The organism is Streptomyces sp. NPDC044003 (assembly GCF_056435185.1).
In genome coordinates this window covers 241,090-258,941 of record NZ_JBWKFA010000007.1, presented here as the reverse complement: position 1 = coordinate 258,941, position 17,852 = coordinate 241,090, and the positions used below count along the sequence as shown (strand labels likewise).

Sequence of the window (17,852 nt, the reverse complement as noted above, 5' to 3'; positions counted from 1 at the left end):
TCGTCGGGCAGGATCGGCGCATGCGCACCTCCGCCCTGGTCTCCGGGGTCCTGGCCCTGACTCTGCTCGTGCTCGTCGCCGTGGGGTGGGCGCCGTTGCTCTCCTTCGACCGGTCGGTCGCCGAGGCGCTCCACCGCAGCGCGCTCGCCCACCCCGGGTTCACCCACCTCAACCGCATCCTCACCGACTGGGTGTGGGACCCGTGGACGATGCGTGCCCTGGCCGCCGCTGCCGCGGTGTTGCTGTGGTGGCGGGGGGACCGGCGGGCGGCGCTGTGGGTGGCCGGCACGAGCCTGCTGGCCGTCGGGCTCCAACAGGCCCTCAAGGCACTGGTGGGGCGGGACCGTCCGTACTGGACCGACCCGGTCGACGCCGCGCGGTACGCGGCCTTCCCGTCGGGGCACGCGATGACGGCGACGGTCACCTGCGGGCTGCTGCTGTGGGTGCTCGCCCTGCACTGGCGGGCGGAGTGGCGCGGCTGGGGCACCCTGGCGGGCGCCGCCGTCGTCTCGGTGCTCGGGGTCGGCTGGACGCGGGTCTACCTGGGCGTGCACTGGCCCTCGGACGTGGTCGAGGGCTGGCTGCTGGGCTGGTGCTGTGTGGCCGCGGCGGTGCTCACGTACCGGTGGAGCGATCGGCGCCGAGCGGCACGCCGCTCCCCCGAGGGTGAAGGCGGCGGGAGCAGAATGGGAGAAAGACGATGAAGCCGCCTGTTCTGGACGATCCCCCGTGTCGCCCAGAACAGACGGCATCCCCGTCGGTATGCCACACGGGCATGCCGACGGGATGCGCCGAGTATATTGGCCGGCAGCCAGTCAACGCAGGAGTCCAGCATGTCCCCGCGTAGCCCATCGGTCAATGAAGAGCTTCGGCGCCGGTCGCGGGAGCGGATTCTCCAGGCCACCGTGGACCTTGTCGACGCCCACGGCTACGAGGCGACCACGCTCGGCGACATAGCGGAGCGGGCCGGTACGGCGCGGGGGCTGATCTCGTACTACTTCCCCGGCAAGCGGGTGCTGCTCCAGGCGGCGGTGCACCGGCTGATGCATTTGACCCTGGAGGAGGCGCTCGAACGGGAGCCGCGCACGGAGGACGGCCGCGAGCGTCTCGCCCGCGCGATCGACGCGATACTGGGACTCGCGGTGACGCGGCCCACCCTGATGCGGACCCACATGGCGGGCATCCTGCAGGCCGACGGATTCGTGCAGTGCGAGGAGCAGCAGCGCCTGGCCTTCCTGCTGCGGGACACGGTCACGCGGTACGGCTCGGCGGACGTGGACACGGACTATCCGCTGCTGCGCGCCCTGCTGATGGGCGCGGTGGTGGCGGTGCTGCTGCCGGGGGCCCCGATGCCGCTCGCGCGCCTGCGGTCGGAGCTGTTCCACCGGTACGGCCTCGACTGGGAGGCGGGAGCGCCGCCGGACGGGGGTCCGCCCGACGGCGCGCCACGGTCGTGAAGCGGTGATCGGTCCTAGAAGTCGTCGAAGTAGTCCGGCTGCGTCTGGACGTTGAGGCCGTCCATCCGGATCCGCTTCGCCGGGTCCGTACGACGGTCGGAGAGCTTCAGGACGTCGAAGCCCTTCGCGATGTCGTTCGAGTAGATGTAGCCGTTGTAGTAGTACGCGGACCACGAGCCGCCGGTCGCCATGGTGGTGGCGGACAGCGGGCCGCGCTCGAAGTAGGCGATCTCCTTCGGGGCGGAGGAGTCGGTGAAGTCCCAGACGGAGACACCGCCCTGGTACCAGGCCTGGACCATGAGGTCCTTGCCCTTGACCGGGATCAGCGAGCCGTTGTGGGCGACGCAGTTCTCGGTGTCGGCCTGGTGGCGCGGGATCTTGAAGTAGCTGCGGAAGACGAGCTTGCGCTGGTCGCCTTCGCCGACGATGTCGTAGATGCCGTCGGCGCCCCGGTTGGGGCCGACCTGGGCGTTGCAGGTGGCGGCGCCGCCGCCGCCGAGCTCGTCGGTGAAGACGACCTTGTTCGCCTTCTGGTTGAAGGTCGCGGAGTGCCAGAACGCGAAGTTGACGTTGTCCTGGACCCGGTCGATGACCCGCGGGTGCTCGGGGTCCTTGATGTCGAAGAGGATGCCGTCACCCATGCAGGCGCCGGCCGCGAGGTTCTCCGACGGAAGCACGGTGATGTCGTGGCAGCCGGTGGTCTTGGAGACGCCCGGGTTGGTGGGCGCACCCGGGTTGCCGCCGCCGTCCGGGCCCTCGCCCGGGAAGAGGACGGGGAAGTTGACGACCGCCGCCTGCTCGGGCGCCTTGCGCGGCACCTTGATGACGGAGATGCCGTCGTGCGGGGGCTGGCAGTCCGGGAAGGCCGCGTTGGGCGAGTAGGAGGAGACGTAGATGTACACGTTCTTGCCCTTGGGCAGGATCGTGTGGGTGTGGGAACCGCAGTTGGTCTCGACGGAGGCGACGTACTTCGGGTTGGTGATGTCGCTGATGTCGAAGATCTTCATGCCCTCCCAGGACTCCTTGACCGAGGCGGGCTGCGTCGTGCTGGCGCACGAGTTGTCGCTTCGGGAGGAGTCGGTGGAGAGGAAGAGGAGGTTCCCGGAGACCGAGACGTCGTTCTGGGAGCCCGGGCAGAGGACCTGCGTGACGGTCTTCGGGGCCTTCGGGTCGCTGATGTCGAAGATGCGGAAGCCGTCGTAGTTGCCGGCGAAGGCGTACTTGCCCTGGAAGGCGAGGTCCGAGTTGAGGCTCTTGAGGGCGTCCTTGGGGACGTTCGCCAGGTGCTCGATGTTCTGGCTGTGGACGATCTCGTCCACGCCGGGTATCTCGCCGCTCTGGATGGCCGCGCGCGCCTCGTCGGCCTGCTGGGAGGAGACCGCGCCCTGTACGGGGCCGGTGTCTCCGGGGTCGGGGCTGGCGGTCGCGGGTCCTGCCACGAGCATGGTGGCGAGCAGCCCGGCGGCGGCGGATGCCACGCCCAGGCGTCTGATGCGGGCACGCGGGTCACGCGTGTCGGACGTGGAACGCGGGGTACGCAACGAAGTCACTCCGTCCTCCCTGGTATCCGTTCAGCTTTGAACGGGTGTTGGGACCCCGGCAGTATCTTCCGTGCCATGCACATCTCAACAGATGGCAACACAGACGTAATGAAGGTTTTTGATCGGCCCCCCGGAGAAAGGTGCTAGGAACGGTCACTGTCCCGCAAGAACACCTGGAGGTCGCGTTGTTGATCCGCCGTCAGCGTGCCGTCGTCGCCGCGGCCCTGTCCGCCGTCGCCGTACTCGCCCTGGGAGCCTGCGAGTCGGGGCCCGACAAGGACGCGCCGCAGGCCGGGGCCTCGACGGGGCCTGCGGTGGTGGCACCGGGGAAGCCCGGTGAACCGGGCCGGCGGATATCCCCCGAGGAGGCGGCCCGGCTGCTTCCCGACGAGAGCCCGAACGGGGCGGACTTCCGGTACGTGCAGATGATGACCGTGCACCACGAGCAGGCCCTGACGATGACGGGGCTGGCCCCGCAGCGGGCGTCCTCGCCGCAGGTGAAGAAGGTCGCCGAGCGGATCGCCGCGGCGCAGCGGCCGGAGATCGACGCGATGGAAGGTTGGCTGAAAAACAACGGCGGTTCGCGTGAACAGGGCGCGCACGACCATCACTCGATGCCGGGCATGGCGACCGAGGAGCAGCTGACGGAGCTGCGGAACGCGAAGGGCAAGGCCTTCGACGAGCTCTTCCTGAAGCTGATGATCGCGCATCACGAGGGGGCCGTGACGATGGCCGCCGAGGTGCTGAGCGAGGGGAACAACGTCCTCGTGGAGGAGATGGCGAACGACGTGATCGCCCAGCAGACCTCGGAGATCAACCGGATGCGCTCCCTGTAGCCGGGGGCCTCACCGTCGCGACTCCCGTGGGGACGGCGGCCGTCAGGCCGTCTCCCCCTCGCGCCCGGCCTGGGCGCCGGCGGCGGCGAGGACGGAGTCGAGGAGACCGGGGAAGAGGGCGTCGAGGTCGCTCCTGCGCAGGCAGTTGAGCTTGGCCGTGCCCCGGTACATCTGCCGGATGACACCGCTCTCCCGGAGCACCCGGAAGTGATGCGTGGTCGTCGACTTGGTGACCGGGAGGTCGAAGTACGAGCAGCTGAGCTCGGTGTCCTCGCGCGCCATGTCCTGCACGATCCGCAGACGCACGGTGTCCGAGAGGGCGTGCAGCACCTCTTCGAGGCGGATCTGGTCGCGCGTGGGGTGTTCGAGGACGCGCGGGCTGGTGGTGGTCGTCATGGCGGCGGCTCCACTTCATCCGGGATGCGGCCATTGTACGAGGAACCTCGTAGTTTGACAGGTGCCGTACTACGATGAGTATCGTACGAGTACCTTCGAGGCATCCCGAAACGGAGTCCGTCATGAGCGTCGCCCTGTTCGAGCCCTACACCCTCCGGTCCGTGACCGTGCCCAACCGGGTCTGGATGGCGCCCATGTGCCAGTACTCGGCGGAGACGAGCGGGCCGAACGCGGGTGTCGCCGGCGACTGGCACTTCGCCCACTACGCGGCCCGCGCCACCGGCGGCGCCGGACTGATCCTCGTCGAGGCGACCGCCGTCGCCCCCGAGGGCCGCATCAGCCCGGCGGACCTCGGCCTCTGGAACGACACCCAGGTCGAGGGACTGCGGCGGATCTCCGGCTTCCTCAAGGAGCACGGCACCGTGCCCGGCATCCAGATCGGCCACGCCGGACGCAAGGCCTCCACCAACCGCCCCTGGGAGGGCCGCGGCCCGGTCGATCCGGGCGAGGGCTGGCAGCCCGTCGGCCCCAGCCCGGTCGAGTTCGCCGAGGGCTACCCGGTGCCCACCGAGCTGACCGTGGACCGGATCCGGGAGATCACCGGACAGTTCGCGGACGCGGCCCGGCGCGCACTGGCGGCCGGATTCGAGATCGTCGAGGTGCACGGCGCGCACGGCTACCTCATCGGCGAGTTCCTCTCCCCGCACAGCAACCACCGCACGGACGCCTACGGCGGCTCGTTCGAGAACCGGACCCGCCTCGCCCTGGAGGTCGTCGACGCCGTGCGCGCCGTCTGGCCCGAGGAGCTGCCCGTCCTCTTCCGGATCTCCGCCACCGACTGGCTGGAGGAGCAGGGGTGGACCGTCGACGAGACCGTCCGCTTCGCCGCGCTGCTGCGCGAGCACGGCGTCGACCTCCTCGACGTCTCCAGCGGCGGCAACGGCGGACCGGCCGAGATCCCGGTGGGCCCCGGCTACCAGGTGCCCTTCGCCGCCCGCGTCAAGGCGGAGACCGGGCTGCCCGTCGCCGCCGTCGGCCTGATCACCGAGAGCGAGCAGGCCGAGAAGATCCTCTCCAACGGCGAGGCCGACGCGGTCCTCCTCGGCCGCGAACTCCTCCGCGACGCCTCCTGGCCCCGCCGAGCGGCCCGCGAACTGGGCGCGACGACCCCGGCGCCTTCGCAGTACGCCTGGGCGATCTGAACGGGGACGGGACGGGGTGCCGCCGGGGCCTTGCCGGGGCGGGTGCCGGGCGTGGGGCGGGGCCCCCTTGCCGGGGCAGGCGCAGGGCGGGGCGGGCGCAGGGCGGCACCGGGGGGCGGGCCCTTGCCGGGGCGGGTGCCGGGCGCGGGGCGGCCCATGCGGGGCGTCGGGCGGACCCACGCCGGGGCGGATGCCCGGTGCCTGACGCGCCCATGCCGGGGCGTCGGGCGGGCCCACGCCGGGGCGGGTGCGGGGGCGCCTGACGCACCCCCGGCCGGGGCCGGGGTGTCTGTGGGGGCCGTTGTCAGTGGGTGGGTGCAGACTGGCCCGTATCCGCGACAACGGCGTCCTGGAGGTGGCAGCCATGCCCGACGTACTCCTCACCGTAGGCACCCGCAAGGGTCTCTTCATCGGCCGGCGACACGACGGACGGTGGGAGTTCGACGATCCCGCCTTCCCCGCGCAGGCGGTGTACTCCGTCGCCATCGACACGCGACGGCCGGCCCCGCGGCTGCTCGTCGGCGGGGACAGCGCCCACTGGGGCCCGTCCGTCTTCCACTCCGACGACCTCGGCACGAGCTGGACCGAACCGGCCCGGCCGGCGGTGAAGTTCCCCGAGGACACCGGGGCCTCCCTGGAGCGTGTCTGGCAGTTGCACCCGGCACCGGGGCACTCCCCCGACGTCGTCTACGCGGGGACCGAACCGGCCGCGCTCTTCCGGTCGGCGGACGGCGGCGAGTCGTTCGAGCTCGTCCGCCCGCTCTGGGAGCACCCCACACGCTCGAAGTGGGTGCCCGGCGGAGGCGGCGAGGCCGTGCACACCGTCGTCACCGACCCGCGCGACCCGGCCGCCCTGACGGTCGCGGTGTCGACCGCGGGGGTGTTCCGCTCGCAGGACGGCGGGGCCGCGTGGGCGCCTTCCAACCAGGGTGTGTCCGCCGTCTTCCTGCCCGACCCGAACCCCGAGTTCGGACAGTGCGTCCACAAGATCGCCCAGGACGCGGGCGACAGGGACCGGCTCTACCTCCAGAACCACTGGGGGGTCTTCCGCAGCGACGACGCCGGCGCGCAATGGACCGACATCGGCTCGGGGCTCCCCTCGGACTTCGGGTTCGCGATCGCCGCGCACCCGCACCGCCCCGACACCGCCTATGTCTTCCCCATCACCGCCGACTCCGACCGGGTGCCGGCGGGCCACCGCTGCCGTGTCTACCGCACGACGGACGCCGGCGAGACCTGGGAGCCGCTCTCCCGGGGCCTGCCCGAGGGCGACCACTACGGCACGGTACTGCGGGACGCCCTGTGCACGGACGACGCGGACCCGGCGGGCGTCTACTTCGGCAACCGGAACGGCGAGCTGTACGCGAGCGCCGACGACGGGGACAGCTGGCAGCTGCTCGCGGAGCACCTGCCGGACGTGCTGTGCGTGCGGGCGGCGGTGATCTGACGGAACCACAGATTCCGCCGGGGTTACTCAAGTACCGCCGAAGACAAGGGCGTTCGTTCGCACGGGCATGCGATCATGAGCGGCGTTTCCCGGCCGTCGGCCGGGTCCTTCCTGATTGCAGAGGACCATGAAGCCCAGTCCCCTCGTCCGCGCCCGGCGCGGTCTGCTCGTGCTCGCCGCCGCCCTCGGCCTCGTCTTCGGCGTGACGGCCGGCCCGGCCCACGCCGAGTCGCGCGTCTACGACTTCACGTACACGATCAGCCCGCAGCACGCCCCGGGCATGTGCCTGGAGGTCGCCGACTGGAGCAAGTCGAACGGCGCGGCGGTGCGCCAGTGGCCGTGCACCGGCGGCGCCAACCAGAAGTGGCGCAAGTACTACATGACCGGCTCGTCGACGGGGCCGTACTGGTACGTGAACGTCAACAGCGGCATGTGTCTGGAGATCGGCGGCTGGGCGACGTACAACGGCGCCACCGCCAACCAGTGGGACTGCCACTACGGCGCCAACCAGACCTGGTACGGCAACTCGGGCCTGATCTACCCGTCCTACGAGTACGCCGCCGGTAAGTGCCTGGAGATCGCGGACTGGAGCCAGAGCGCGGGCGCGGTGGCCCGCCTGTGGGACTGCCACTACGGAGCCAACCAGAAGTTCTCCTTCACCATGGTGTAGCCCCGGAGCGGGCGCCGGTCCACCCGGCGCCCGCGACGGTCACGGCAGGCGCCAGTCCACCGGCTGGGCGCCCATGCCGAGGAGCATCTCGTTCGCCCGACTGAACGGGCGGGAGCCGAAGAAGCCCCGGTCCGCCGACATCGGGGACGGGTGCGCGGACTCGATCGCCGGCAGGTTGCCGAGGAGCGGGCGAGCCCTGCGGGCGTCGCTGCCCCAGAGGATCGACACCAGGGGCTTGCCGCGGGCGGCCAGCGCGCGGATGGCCTGCTCGGTGACCTCTTCCCAGCCCTTGCCCCGGTGCGCGCCCGCCTTGCGCGGGGCCGTGGTCAGCGCCCTGTTGAGGAGCAGGACGCCCTGGCGGGTCCACGGCATCAGGTCGCCGTTCGACGGCCGGGGCAGGCCGAGGTCGGTGTGCAGCTCCCGGAAGATGTTCTCCAGGCTGGGGGGCAGCGAGCGGACCTCGGGGGCGACGGAGAAGCTGAGCCCCATCGGCATCCCCGGTGTGTGATAGGGATCCTGACCCACGATCAGGACCCGCACCTCGTCGAAGGGCTGCTGGAAGGCCCGCAGCACGTTCGGCCCGGAGGGCAGGTAGGTCCGGCCCGAGGCGATCTCCGCCCGCAGGAAGTCGCCCATCGCGGCGACACGCCCCGCGACGGGGCTCAGGGCCTCCGCCCAACCGGGCTCCACCAGTTCGTTCAAGGGTCGCGCTGTCACGGTCCGTCACTCTACCGGCCTACAGTGACAACCCGGTCCGGCCCGGACCTCAGCCCGCTCCCCCGCACGTCTTCGAGGATGGTGCACCGTGGTCTCCGTGAACGAACCCTCCGAGGGCCTTGTCGTCGGCGTCGACTCCGGCGGGTCGGGGCTTCGGATCGCCCTGGCCGAGGCCGCGAGCGGAAAGGTCCTCGCCGACCGCGCCTCGCGCGAACCGGTGCGGACCGGCCCCGGCGGGATCTCCGCCGGGCACTTCCTGGAGCAGGTCCTGCCCGCCGTCCGGGACCTCAGGGAGCCCTTCCGCTCGCGGCCGGTGCTCGCCGTGGCCGTGGGCGCCGCCGGGATGGCGACCCTCGGGGACGAGCTGCGGGCCGAACTCCCGGGGGCCTTCACGGAGGCGTGGGGGGTACGCCGGGTCACCCTCGCGGCCGACGCGGTCACCGCGTACGCCGGGGCCCTCGGGCAGCGGCCGGGCGTCGTCGTCGCGGGCGGTACGGGTCTGGTCGCGCTGGGCACGGATCTGACGTCCTGGCGGCGGGCCGACGGCTGGGGGCACCTGCTCGGCGACTGCGGCAGCGGCGCCTGGATCGGCCGGGCGGGCCTGGAGGCGGCGATGCGCGCGCACGACGGGCGGCGCGGAGGCTCGGCGGCGCTCCTCGCCGGGGCCGAGAAGCTCTTCGGGCCGGCGGCCGGACTGCCGGGCGTGCTCTACCCCCGTACGGACCGTCCTGCGGTGCTCGCCTCCTTCGCCCCCGAGGTGGCGCGGTGCGCGGCCGCGGATCCCGTGGCGGCCGGCATCCTCGCGCGGGCCGGCGCGCACATCGCCGAAGCCGCCGAGGCCGCGTGTCCGGCGGGGCCGGGGGCCCTGGTGGCCCTCACCGGGGGGCTCTTCAAGATGGGCGACCCCCTCCTCGTACCGCTGCGAAGTGCCCTCGGGGAGCTGCTGCCGCGGGCCCGGACGGTGGAGCCGGCGGGAGATCCGCTCGCCGGCGCGGTCGCCCTCGCCTCCGCACTCGCCTCCGGCGCGCTGCGCCTGCCGGAGGACGCCTCACTGCTCCGGCTGTTCGGCGCCGGGGCGGACTAGGCGGGGTCGTCCGCCCTGGTGGGAGGTGGTGGGCGAGGGCGGGAGGAGGCCGGGGCGAGGTGGAGCAGGAGCTGAAACGGAACGGAAGCCGGGACCGAGAGCGGACATAGAGGGGCAGAAGGCACGTGACCGCACCTCAGCCAACGGCGCGGGGGGCGAAACCAGTAGCATGCGGCGCCATGAGCTCCCCCACTGGGCCTGCTTCCGGCCTGCCTGTACGAATGCCTCGACCCCGCCAGTCCGGGCGGCACCGTCGCCCCGAACCCGCGGCGGCGCCCGAGGGCGCTCCCGCACTGGTTCTCGCCGTGCCCGGCGCGCCGTCCGCCGCCATACGCTCACTGGCCGAAGAGGTCGTGAGCATCGCCCGCTCCGAGCTGCCCGGCCTGGAGGCCGCGATCGGCTTCCTGGAGGGCGACGACACCGAGTACCCCTCGCTCGCGAACGTCCTGACGGCGGCCGCGACGCTGCGCACCGAGCGGTACGAGCTGGCCCTGGCCGCCGGCCGCGAGGCCACCGCCCCGACGGGCCCGGCCGCGGTCGTCGTCCCGCTGCTCGCGGGCCCGGACAGCGCCCAGATGCGCCAGGTCCGCCAGGCGCTGATGGACGGCGGCAACACCGCCGAGCTGACCGACGTCCTCGGCCCGCACCCGCTGCTCGCCGAGGCGCTGCACGTGCGTCTCTCCGAGGCCGGTCTGGCCCGCGCCGACCGCGCCCGTCTCTTCACGGTCGCGACGGCCGCCGACGGCATCATCCTGGCGACGGTCGGTGGCGAGGAGGCCGTGCAGGCCGCCGGGATCACCGGCATGCTGCTCGCCGCGCGCCTCGCCGTCCCGGTGATGGCCGCCGCGCTCGACCAGGAGGGTTCCATCGCCTCGGTGGCCGAGCAGCTGCGCGCCGCCGGTGCGGAGCAGCTGGCCCTCGCCCCGTACCTGATCGGTCCCGAGCTGGCCGACGGTCTCCTCGACGAGGCGTCGAAGGAGGCCGGGTGCGCGGCCGCCGAGCCGCTGGGTGCCTACCCGGCCATCGGCAAGCTGGTGCTCTCGCAGTACACGGCCGCGCTGGGCATTCCGCCGCAGCAGCCGCAGGGCGCGCCCTCGCTCTGAGGCCACGACCCCGCTCCGTACGGAAGGGCCCGCTCCGGAATCGTCCGGTGCGGGCCCTTCGTCGTGTCCGGCGGGAGTCCGGCGACTCAGCCGAAGACGACGCAGGAGGCCGCGGGGGCCTCGATCGAACCCGCACGCGACGGGATGCCGGTCTCCGGGTCGAGAGTGAACCAGGTGACGTCGCCGGAACGCTCGTTCGCCGCGTACAGGCGCCGGCCGACGGGGTCGAGGGTCAGGTCGCGGGGCCAGGCGCCGCCGCAGGGCACGGTGGCGACGAGACGGGCCTCGGCGCCGTCCGCGCCGAGGGCGAGCACGGCGAGGGTGTCGTCGCCGCGCACGGCGGCCCACAGGAAGCGGCCGTCGGGGGCGACGACCACCTCGGAGGGGTAGCTGGGGTCGGTGGCGCCCTCGGGGACGACGGGGGTCTCGCCGAGCGGTTCGAGCACGCCCTTGGTGGCGTCCCAGCGGCAGACGGTGAGGGTGGGCTCCAGCTCGTTCAGGACGTACGCGTGCGTGCCGGCCGGGTGGAAGGCGAGGTGACGCGGTCCGGTGCCGGGGCGGAGGGCGGTCTCGCCGTGGAGGGTGAGCCGCCCGGTCGCGGGGTCGAGGGCGCAGATCCGTACGGAGTCGGTGCCGAGGTCCACGCTGACGACCCACTCTCCGCTGGGGTCGGGGAGCACCTGGTGGGCGTGCGGGCCGCTCTGGCGGTCGGCGACGGGGCCGCTGCCCTCGTGTCGCAGGACGGCGGTGGCGGGGCGGGCGGTGCCGTCGTCGGCCAGGGGCAGGGCGGTGACGCTGCCGGAGGTGTAGTTGGCGGTGAGGAGGTGTCCGGCGGCCAGTGCCAGGTGGGTGGGGCCTGCGCCGTCGACGGGGACGGGGGCGCCGAGCGGCCGGGGCGCGGGTCCGGTCACGTCGAAGGCGGCGACGGCGCCCGCGTCGGTCTCGGACACGGCGTGGAGCACGGGGCCGGCGAGGGCGAGGAAGGAGGGGTCGGGGACGGCGTCGCTGGCGCCGGTGACGGTCAGGGCGCCGGTCTCCCGGTCCACGTCGGCGGCGAGGACGCCGCGGCCGCCCGCCGAGGTGAAGGAGCCGATGTACGCCCGTGCCCCGCTCCGGCCCTGATCCGTCCCTGTGCCGCCCACGGCGCCTCCCCTGTCCCCGGGGCCGGTCGCGGGCGACCGGCCGTCGTCTCGTCGGGCCGACGGTAGCAGGCGGTCTAGACCAAAGCGGGGAGCGTGGGCGCTCGGAGGCGGACGGGCGGGGCCGGCGGATGTCGGAAGCGCACTTCCGGCCGGCCCCAGAGCCCCAGGACCCGAGGACCCCAGGGCCTCAGGGCCTCAGGGCCTCAGGGCCTCAGGGCCTCAGGGCCTCAGGGCCTCAGGGCCTCAGGAGCGGACGAGCAGGGAGCCCGGGGGTGTGCGCAGCGGTTCGTCCAGTGCGGCGAGGAGCTTCTCCAGACCGCTGACGTGGCCGAGCGCGCCGTGTCCCGCAGCCGGGGTGGCGGCCGGCACGTCGTGGTCGGCGGCGCGGCCGCCGTCCGGCGACGTCAGCCGCTCCACGGCCGCCTCGACGCGCCAGCAGGCCGCCGCGAGCCGGGCGTCGTGACTCGCGGCCGGGTCGGCCGCCACCGCCGTGAGCCCCCGCACCTCGTCGGCGCACTCGTCGAGGAGGGCGAGGACCTGGCGGGCCCGGGCCTTCCGGCCGCGGAAGGGGCTGAGCGGATGGACCAGCGGCGCGAGGGAGAGCCGTACGCGGCCGAGCAGCAGCTCCAGCTCGGCGGCGTGCGGCGTCGGGTCGGCGTCCGGGTCGCCGGACAGGCGCCGCAGGGAGGCGGAGGTGGCGGCGCGCACGCCCTGCAGGGCCCGCTGGATCCAGGCGTCGTTGATCGCGTGCGTGGTGACCGGGAGGATCAGGAGCACGGCGAGCGCGGCGGAGAGCGCGCCGACGGCCGTCTCCTCGAAGCGCAGCACGAGCAGCGCCGGGTCGAGCACGCCGAGGAGTCCGTAGAGCAGCCCGGCCATCACCGTGACGGCGAGCATCATCCAGCTGTACGAGACGGGCGCCGCGTAGAAGATCCCGAAGACGCAGAGGGCGACCAGGACGGCCGTGGGCGCGGGGGCGCCGTGCAGCGGGATGGCGACGACCATGCCGACGGCGATACCGATCACCGTGCCCAGGACCCGGCGGAAGCCCCGTACGAGCGTCTCGCCCCGGGACACCGTGTTCACGAAGATCCACCAGGTCGTGCCGACGGCCCAGTACCAGCGGTCCTCGGAGAGCACCTGGCCGATGCCGAGCGCGACGGCGCAGGCGGCCGCGGCCTGCACGGCCTGCCGGGTGGTCACGCGGGAGAGGCCGGAGCCGGGCAGCGGGGCCGGGGCGGCGGCGGGGGGCGTACGGCGCTCCAGCGGCCACAGGACGAAGCGCACCGTGGCGGCCGCCGCGAGGGCGATGCCGACGGCGGCGTAGAGCTCGGGGAGCTGGCCGGGCACGGCGTGCAGGAACTGGGTGGTGAAGAAGTTCATGAAGGCGAAGATCCCCAGCGCGTGGCCGCGCGGGCCCCAGCGCCGGGCGTACACGCCGCAGAAGACGACCAGGAGGAAGGCGAGGTCGCGGAGCGGGGTCAGGTCGTGCAGCGCGGTGGCGACGGCGAGCACGGGGAATCCGGCGGCCGGCAGGAGCAGGGTCGTCACGGCCTGGGCGCGGACGGTGGTGTCGGTCACGGTGAACAGCGCGAGCAGTGCGGCGAGGCCACCGGTGATGGAGGCGGTCAGCGAGAGCCCGGCGAGCTCCGCGAGTGTGACGGCGAGCGCGATCCCCATGACGGCTCGCAGTGAGTTCCTCAGCCTGACGCGCCCCGGATCCGGCGCCACGAACATCCTCTTCACGGCGGTGAGCCGCCCCCTTGTCTTGCCTTCCGCCTGTCGCGTGGGGTCCCGGGGTGGTGGGAGCACGCGGACACGACGAAGGCGCCGCGGTCCGGACCGGCCTCGTCGCCGCCCCGGCGCTGCGCGGCGCCGAAAGTACCTGGATACGACAAGGAAACCATCCGGGTGCCGCTGGCTCAACTCGACACCGGACCACTGGGCCATTGGCCCAGCGCTTTCCGCTCGCATCGGGCCACCGGGGGACCAACGGACCACCGGGCCCTCTCGCTAGGCGTCGTTCCCGCCCAGTTCGGCCCATACGGTCTTTCCGTCGTCGGTGTACCGCACGCCCCAGTTGTCCGCGAGGGAGGCGCAGATGAGGAGGCCGCGGCCGCCCTCGTCGACGGCCTTGGCGTGGCGGAGGTGGGGTGCGGCCTGGCCGGCGTCGGTCACCTCGCAGGTGAGGGACGGGCCGTCGGCGATGAGGCGGAGGGTGACGGGGGCGGCGCCGTAGCGAAGGGCGTTGGTGACGAGTTCGCTGGCGACGAGCGTCACCGTGAACGGGTCGGCGGGGTGGTTCCAGCGCCGGAGGCGGTCCTCGACGTGGGCCCGCGCGGTGGCCACGGCGGACAGGTCGTACGGCACCTCCCACTCGGCGAGTTCGCCCGGCGGCAGATGGCGGGTGCGGGCGAGGAGCAGGACCCGGTCGGGGGCGAGGAGGCGTTCCACGTCGTCGGCCATGGCCTCCGGGTCGCGCTCCGGGTGGGCGAGGGCCGCCATGAGGTCCTCCGTCCGGGGCCCTTCGCCGGCGGAGGCCAGGCAGAGGGTGCTGCCCTCGGGGAGGAAGAGCGTCGCGCAGGCGAACGGCGGGCCTTCGCCTCCCAGCAGGGGCCCTTCGTCGAGCGGCCGGGTGTCCGCGGACCCGTCGGGGTGGACGACGACGAGCAGGGAGGCACCGGCGCGCGCGATGTCGAGCCGGCCGTCGACGGGGTCGTGGACGGCGATCGTGCAGCCGGCGGTGGGGTGGAGGTCGACGGGGGCGGTGTCGGGGAGGGCCCCGGGGCCGGCCCCGGGAGCGATCGGCGCGGCGGTTCGCGCCCCGGGCGTCTCCTCGCCCTCCGCGGCGAGCCGGAGCGTCGTCGCGTGGAGACGGGCGAGGAGTTCGTGCGGGTCGAGGTCGAGCGTGCTCAGGCTGTGCACGGCGGTCCGCAGCCGGCTCATGGTGGCGACGGCCCCGGGCCCCGGGGACTCGACCTGCCCCACGACGAGGGCCACGCGCGCGCCCGGCAGGGGGATCACGTCGCACCAGGAGCCGGCGCCGCTGCCGCCGGGCCGGTGGCGGCGGGCGACGTCGACGGCGCTCTGGGTGGCCTCCTCCCGGGGCGGCGGCCAGCTCTGCAGGGCGGTCATGACGATGTGCTCGCGGGTGTACCGGAGGGCGTTCTCCAGGCAGTTCGCCGTACGGGACGCGAGGGCGTCCGCGAGGGCGCGGTCGTCGGGGTCGTACGGCTCCGCGTCGTCGAGGCGCCGGAAGGCGACCGCGCCGAAGATCTGCCCCCGTACCGTCAGGGGCACGACGAGGCGCGTCGCCGGTCCGTCGCCCGTCCCCGCCGGAGGGAACGGGTCTTCCGCCGTCGGCAGCCGGTCCCCGAAGATCCCCGGCAGCAGCATGGCGCCGGCCTCCGGGACCTCCGGCCCGTGCTCCGTCCTGCCGGTGGCGGCGCAGCGCAGCAGCGGGACCGTGTCCCGGGACTGGAGGGCCGGGTCCTGGCCGCGGAGGACGGCGTCGGTGAGGGCGACCACGACGGAGTCGGCGAACGCGGGCACGGTCACGTCGACGAGCTCCCGGGCGGTGCGTTCCACGTCGAGGCGGGTGCCAATGCGCTCGTGGGCGTCGTGCAGGAGCCGTAGCCGGGCCTGCGCCCGTTCGCGGTCGGCGACGTCGATGCTGGTGACGACCACGCCGAGCACCCGGCCCGCGCCGTCCTGGAGGCGGTGCACGGAGACCGAGTAGACGTGCTCGGGGTGCTCGGCGCCCGGTGAGTGTCCGGCAACGAGCCGGTCGGTCGCGGAGCGGCCCGTCGCGAGCACCTCCCGCAGGACGGCCTCGTCGATGTGCACACCGGCGTACGCGGCGTACGCCTCGACCGCGGGCATGCCGAGGACCCGGTCCGCGGGGACGCCGTGGAGCCCGGCGACGACGGCGTTCACCCGGACGATGCGCAGATCCGTGTCCAGTACGTGGAGTCCGATGTCGGACTGGGTGAAGACGGCGTCGAGGACGGCTTCGCCCCATGCGGTCGCCGCACCCCAGGGTTCGCCGCCCCCGTGCGGGGGAACCGCCTGCTCCTGCTCACGGTATGCGTCCACTCGTCGTCGCTCCCGCCGGACGTGCACGGCCGCGCCTCAGCCGATCCCGACGAGCCTCTCCCAGATCCGTCCGCCCCGCGAACGGAGCAGCGGTGTCCGCCGACGCCATGGGTACAGTCGGAAATCGGACGAGGCGGGGCGAAGGAGGCCGACGGAGCATGGCGGTGGACGAACTCGACACGCGGATCCTGCGGCTGCTGATCGAACAGCCGCGGACGAGCGTGCGCGAGTACGCGCGGATCCTGGGGGTGGCGCGGGGCACCGTGCAGGCGAGGATCGACCGCCTGGAGCGGGACGGGGTGATCACGGCGACCGGGCCGGTCCTCTCCCCCGCCGCCCTCGGGCACCCCGTGCTCGCCTTCGTGCACGTCGAGGTGACCCAGGGGCATCTGGACGAGGTCGGCGACGCGCTCGCGGCCGTGCCGGAGATCGTGGAGGCCTTCTCCATCACCGGCGGCGGCGATCTCCTGACCCGGGTGGTGGCCCGCGACGCCGGGCATCTGGAGGACGTCATCCAGCGGCTGATCCAGCTGCCCGGAGTGGTCCGCACCCGGACCGAGATCGCGCTGCGCGAGCGGGTGGCGCACCGGCTGCTTCCGCTGGTCGAGGCGGTCGGGCGGCGTTCGGGGACGGCGTGAGCCACCGCGTCCGTTGGTCGGTTCCTCCAAGTGGGCTGGCAGATGCCATGAGACGATCGCCGATCCCTTGCAGATGAGATCCTTTACCGCCTAACGTGATCGACATGCAGTCCTACACCATCGGGCAGGCGGCACGCCTGCTCGGCGTCAGCCCCGACACGGCACGCCGCTGGGCCGACGCGGGTCGTGTGGCGACCCACCGCGACGAGAACGGCCGGCGCCTCATCGACGGCCGCGATCTGGCCGCCTTCTCCATCGAGGTCGGACAGGGCGCCCAGGGGGACGACGAGCCCTACACCTCGGCCCGCAACGCGTTTCCCGGGATCGTGACCGCCGTCAAGCTCGGCGACGTCGCCGCCCAGGTCGAGATCCAGGCCGGTCCGCACCGGCTCGTGTCGCTGCTCACCCGCGAGGCGGTGGAGGAGCTGGGCCTGGAGGTCGGCATGCAGGCCACCGCCCGTGTGAAGTCGACCAGCGTGCACATCGACCGGACCTGAAAACCCTCCGGGACGCGGAACTCCGGATGTCCCGGGGATCGCGGGCCCGGAGCCGGCGGTGTGGGGTCTGCCCGAGTCCGGGGGGACGGGCAGCCCCCACACCGCCGTGGCAGTGACTTCCGTGACGGACGGGCCCCGCGCTGCCGTGCCCCGCCGTCGCCCCGTGACGGCCCCACGCCGCCGTGACCCGCAGTGGTTCCGTGCCGACCCCACGCCGCCGTGGCCCGCAGGGGTTCCGTGACGGCCCCGCGCCGCCGTGAGCCGCCGTGGCCCCGTGACAGCCCCAGCCGCAGTGGTTCCGTGACGGGGCCTCAACATCCCTGACCGGCACCGATATTCGCGTGCGACCCGCAGACGCCTGTGGCAGGGTTCGACCGCCCTGTCCCCGTGCGATCCGGAGCGTCCCGTGTCCCTGCCCGAGCGGCTCGTCCCCCTACTCGACCAGTTCGACTTCGCCCGGAAGCGGCTCGCCGACCGGATGGCGGGGCCGGTCATGGACAGCGGCAACGGTACGGACGTCGAGGTCGGCCCGATGACCGACGCGGAGTACCTGTGGGAGCCGGCGCCCGGCTGCTGGTCCGTCCGGCGGCACGCCGACGGCCCCGGGGCACGCGCGACCCTCCTGGTCGGCGCCGGGGAGTGGGGCCGGGACACGACGCCTCCGCCGCACCCCACGCCGCCGCCGTTCACGACGATCGCCTGGCGGCTGAGCCACCTCTCCGAGATGCTCGCGCTGCGCGCCGACCACACGAACGGCAGCCGCAGCCTGACCCGTGACGACTTCCCCGTCAGCGGGGACGCCGCCACCGCCCTCGCGGCCTTCGACACCGCCGCCGACGCCTGGCGCGAGGCGCTGCTGTCCGTCGACGACAAGGCACTCGACACGGTCGGCCACTGCACCTACCCGCACGGCAGCGACGCGGAGAACCCCTTCCTGGAGATCGTCTGGTGGGTCAACCAGGAACTCCTGCACCACGGCGCGGAGATCGCCCTCCTCCGGGACCTCCACCGGCTGCTCCCCTAAGAA

At 73.5% G+C, this 17,852-nt stretch carries 17 protein-coding genes; 11 read left to right on the top strand and 6 right to left on the bottom strand.

The genetic code is table 11. The features are described 5' to 3' along the window. Positions 1-20 precede the first annotated feature (20 nt). The gene (locus AC07AW_RS27285; protein ID WP_478818085.1) at positions 21-704 is read left to right on the top strand and encodes a phosphatase PAP2 family protein; all 684 of its coding nucleotides are present in this window, start codon (positions 21-23) and stop codon (positions 702-704) included. A 129-nt stretch (positions 705-833) separates the two neighbouring features. Then, positions 834-1,457 carry a TetR/AcrR family transcriptional regulator gene (locus AC07AW_RS27280; RefSeq protein ID WP_478818084.1) on the top strand — a complete coding sequence of 208 codons (624 nt, stop codon included), beginning with the start codon at positions 834-836 and terminating at the stop codon, positions 1,455-1,457. A gap of 14 nt (positions 1,458-1,471) precedes the next feature. On the opposite strand, the gene AC07AW_RS27275 is transcribed toward AC07AW_RS27280, so the two are convergent. Next, on the bottom strand, positions 1,472-2,902 hold the full coding sequence (locus AC07AW_RS27275) for an LVIVD repeat-containing protein (RefSeq protein WP_478818267.1): 1,431 nt from the start codon (positions 2,900-2,902) through the stop codon (positions 1,472-1,474). Between the two features lie 284 nt (positions 2,903-3,186). Between AC07AW_RS27275 and AC07AW_RS27270 the strand changes: the two genes are divergently transcribed. After that, positions 3,187-3,834 carry a DUF305 domain-containing protein gene (locus AC07AW_RS27270; RefSeq protein WP_478818266.1) on the top strand — a complete coding sequence of 216 codons (648 nt, stop codon included), beginning with the start codon at positions 3,187-3,189 and terminating at the stop codon, positions 3,832-3,834. 42 nt (positions 3,835-3,876) lie between these two features. Here the strand turns inward: AC07AW_RS27270 and AC07AW_RS27265 are convergent, their stop codons facing one another. Continuing rightward, the gene (locus tag AC07AW_RS27265; RefSeq protein WP_478818083.1) at positions 3,877-4,230 is read right to left on the bottom strand and encodes an ArsR/SmtB family transcription factor; all 354 of its coding nucleotides are present in this window, start codon (positions 4,228-4,230) and stop codon (positions 3,877-3,879) included. A 122-nt stretch (positions 4,231-4,352) separates the two neighbouring features. Between AC07AW_RS27265 and AC07AW_RS27260 the strand changes: the two genes are divergently transcribed. From AC07AW_RS27260 to AC07AW_RS27250, 3 genes are all read left to right on the top strand, one after another. Beyond that, on the top strand, positions 4,353-5,432 hold the full coding sequence (locus AC07AW_RS27260; protein ID WP_478818082.1) for an NADH:flavin oxidoreductase/NADH oxidase: 1,080 nt from the start codon (positions 4,353-4,355) through the stop codon (positions 5,430-5,432). Between the two features lie 364 nt (positions 5,433-5,796). Next, positions 5,797-6,879, top strand: a complete 1,083-nt coding sequence (locus AC07AW_RS27255) for a WD40/YVTN/BNR-like repeat-containing protein (protein ID WP_478818081.1) — start codon at positions 5,797-5,799, stop codon at positions 6,877-6,879. 127 nt (positions 6,880-7,006) lie between these two features. Continuing rightward, the gene (locus AC07AW_RS27250) at positions 7,007-7,549 is read left to right on the top strand and encodes an RICIN domain-containing protein (RefSeq protein WP_478818080.1); all 543 of its coding nucleotides are present in this window, start codon (positions 7,007-7,009) and stop codon (positions 7,547-7,549) included. 39 nt (positions 7,550-7,588) lie between these two features. Here AC07AW_RS27250 and AC07AW_RS27245 read toward each other — a convergent pair whose 3' ends face one another. Next, positions 7,589-8,266 carry a uracil-DNA glycosylase gene (locus AC07AW_RS27245; RefSeq protein WP_478818079.1) on the bottom strand — a complete coding sequence of 226 codons (678 nt, stop codon included), beginning with the start codon at positions 8,264-8,266 and terminating at the stop codon, positions 7,589-7,591. A gap of 88 nt (positions 8,267-8,354) precedes the next feature. Between AC07AW_RS27245 and AC07AW_RS27240 the strand changes: the two genes are divergently transcribed. Together AC07AW_RS27240 and AC07AW_RS27235 are read left to right on the top strand one after the other, a co-directional pair. Beyond that, positions 8,355-9,350 carry an N-acetylglucosamine kinase gene (locus AC07AW_RS27240; protein ID WP_478818078.1) on the top strand — a complete coding sequence of 332 codons (996 nt, stop codon included), beginning with the start codon at positions 8,355-8,357 and terminating at the stop codon, positions 9,348-9,350. Positions 9,351-9,529: 179 nt separating this feature from the next. Next, entirely contained in the window at positions 9,530-10,453 is a 924-nt protein-coding gene (locus tag AC07AW_RS27235; protein WP_478818077.1) for a sirohydrochlorin chelatase, read from the top strand. A gap of 86 nt (positions 10,454-10,539) precedes the next feature. Here AC07AW_RS27235 and AC07AW_RS27230 read toward each other — a convergent pair whose 3' ends face one another. From AC07AW_RS27230 to AC07AW_RS27220, 3 genes are all read right to left on the bottom strand, one after another. Then, positions 10,540-11,595: a lactonase family protein gene (locus AC07AW_RS27230; RefSeq protein ID WP_478818076.1), complete on the bottom strand. Its 1,056-nt coding sequence runs from the start codon at positions 11,593-11,595 to the stop codon at positions 10,540-10,542. 243 nt (positions 11,596-11,838) lie between these two features. Then, positions 11,839-13,332, bottom strand: a complete 1,494-nt coding sequence (locus tag AC07AW_RS27225) for an FUSC family protein (protein WP_478818265.1) — start codon at positions 13,330-13,332, stop codon at positions 11,839-11,841. Between the two features lie 276 nt (positions 13,333-13,608). Next, the gene (locus tag AC07AW_RS27220; protein WP_478818075.1) at positions 13,609-15,690 is read right to left on the bottom strand and encodes a SpoIIE family protein phosphatase; all 2,082 of its coding nucleotides are present in this window, start codon (positions 15,688-15,690) and stop codon (positions 13,609-13,611) included. A gap of 158 nt (positions 15,691-15,848) precedes the next feature. Between AC07AW_RS27220 and AC07AW_RS27215 the strand changes: the two genes are divergently transcribed. The 3 genes from AC07AW_RS27215 to AC07AW_RS27205 all read left to right on the top strand — a co-directional run bounded on the left by AC07AW_RS27215 (position 15,849) and on the right by AC07AW_RS27205 (position 17,849). Next, positions 15,849-16,328 (top strand): Lrp/AsnC family transcriptional regulator, encoded by a 480-nt coding sequence (locus tag AC07AW_RS27215; protein ID WP_361742527.1) that lies wholly within the window; start codon positions 15,849-15,851, stop codon positions 16,326-16,328. Between the two features lie 104 nt (positions 16,329-16,432). Next, a complete protein-coding gene (locus tag AC07AW_RS27210; protein ID WP_478818074.1) occupies positions 16,433-16,825 on the top strand; it encodes a TOBE domain-containing protein in 393 nt (130 codons plus the stop codon). Between the two features lie 406 nt (positions 16,826-17,231). Continuing rightward, on the top strand, positions 17,232-17,849 hold the full coding sequence (locus tag AC07AW_RS27205; RefSeq protein ID WP_478818073.1) for a DinB family protein: 618 nt from the start codon (positions 17,232-17,234) through the stop codon (positions 17,847-17,849). Positions 17,850-17,852 lie beyond the last annotated feature (3 nt).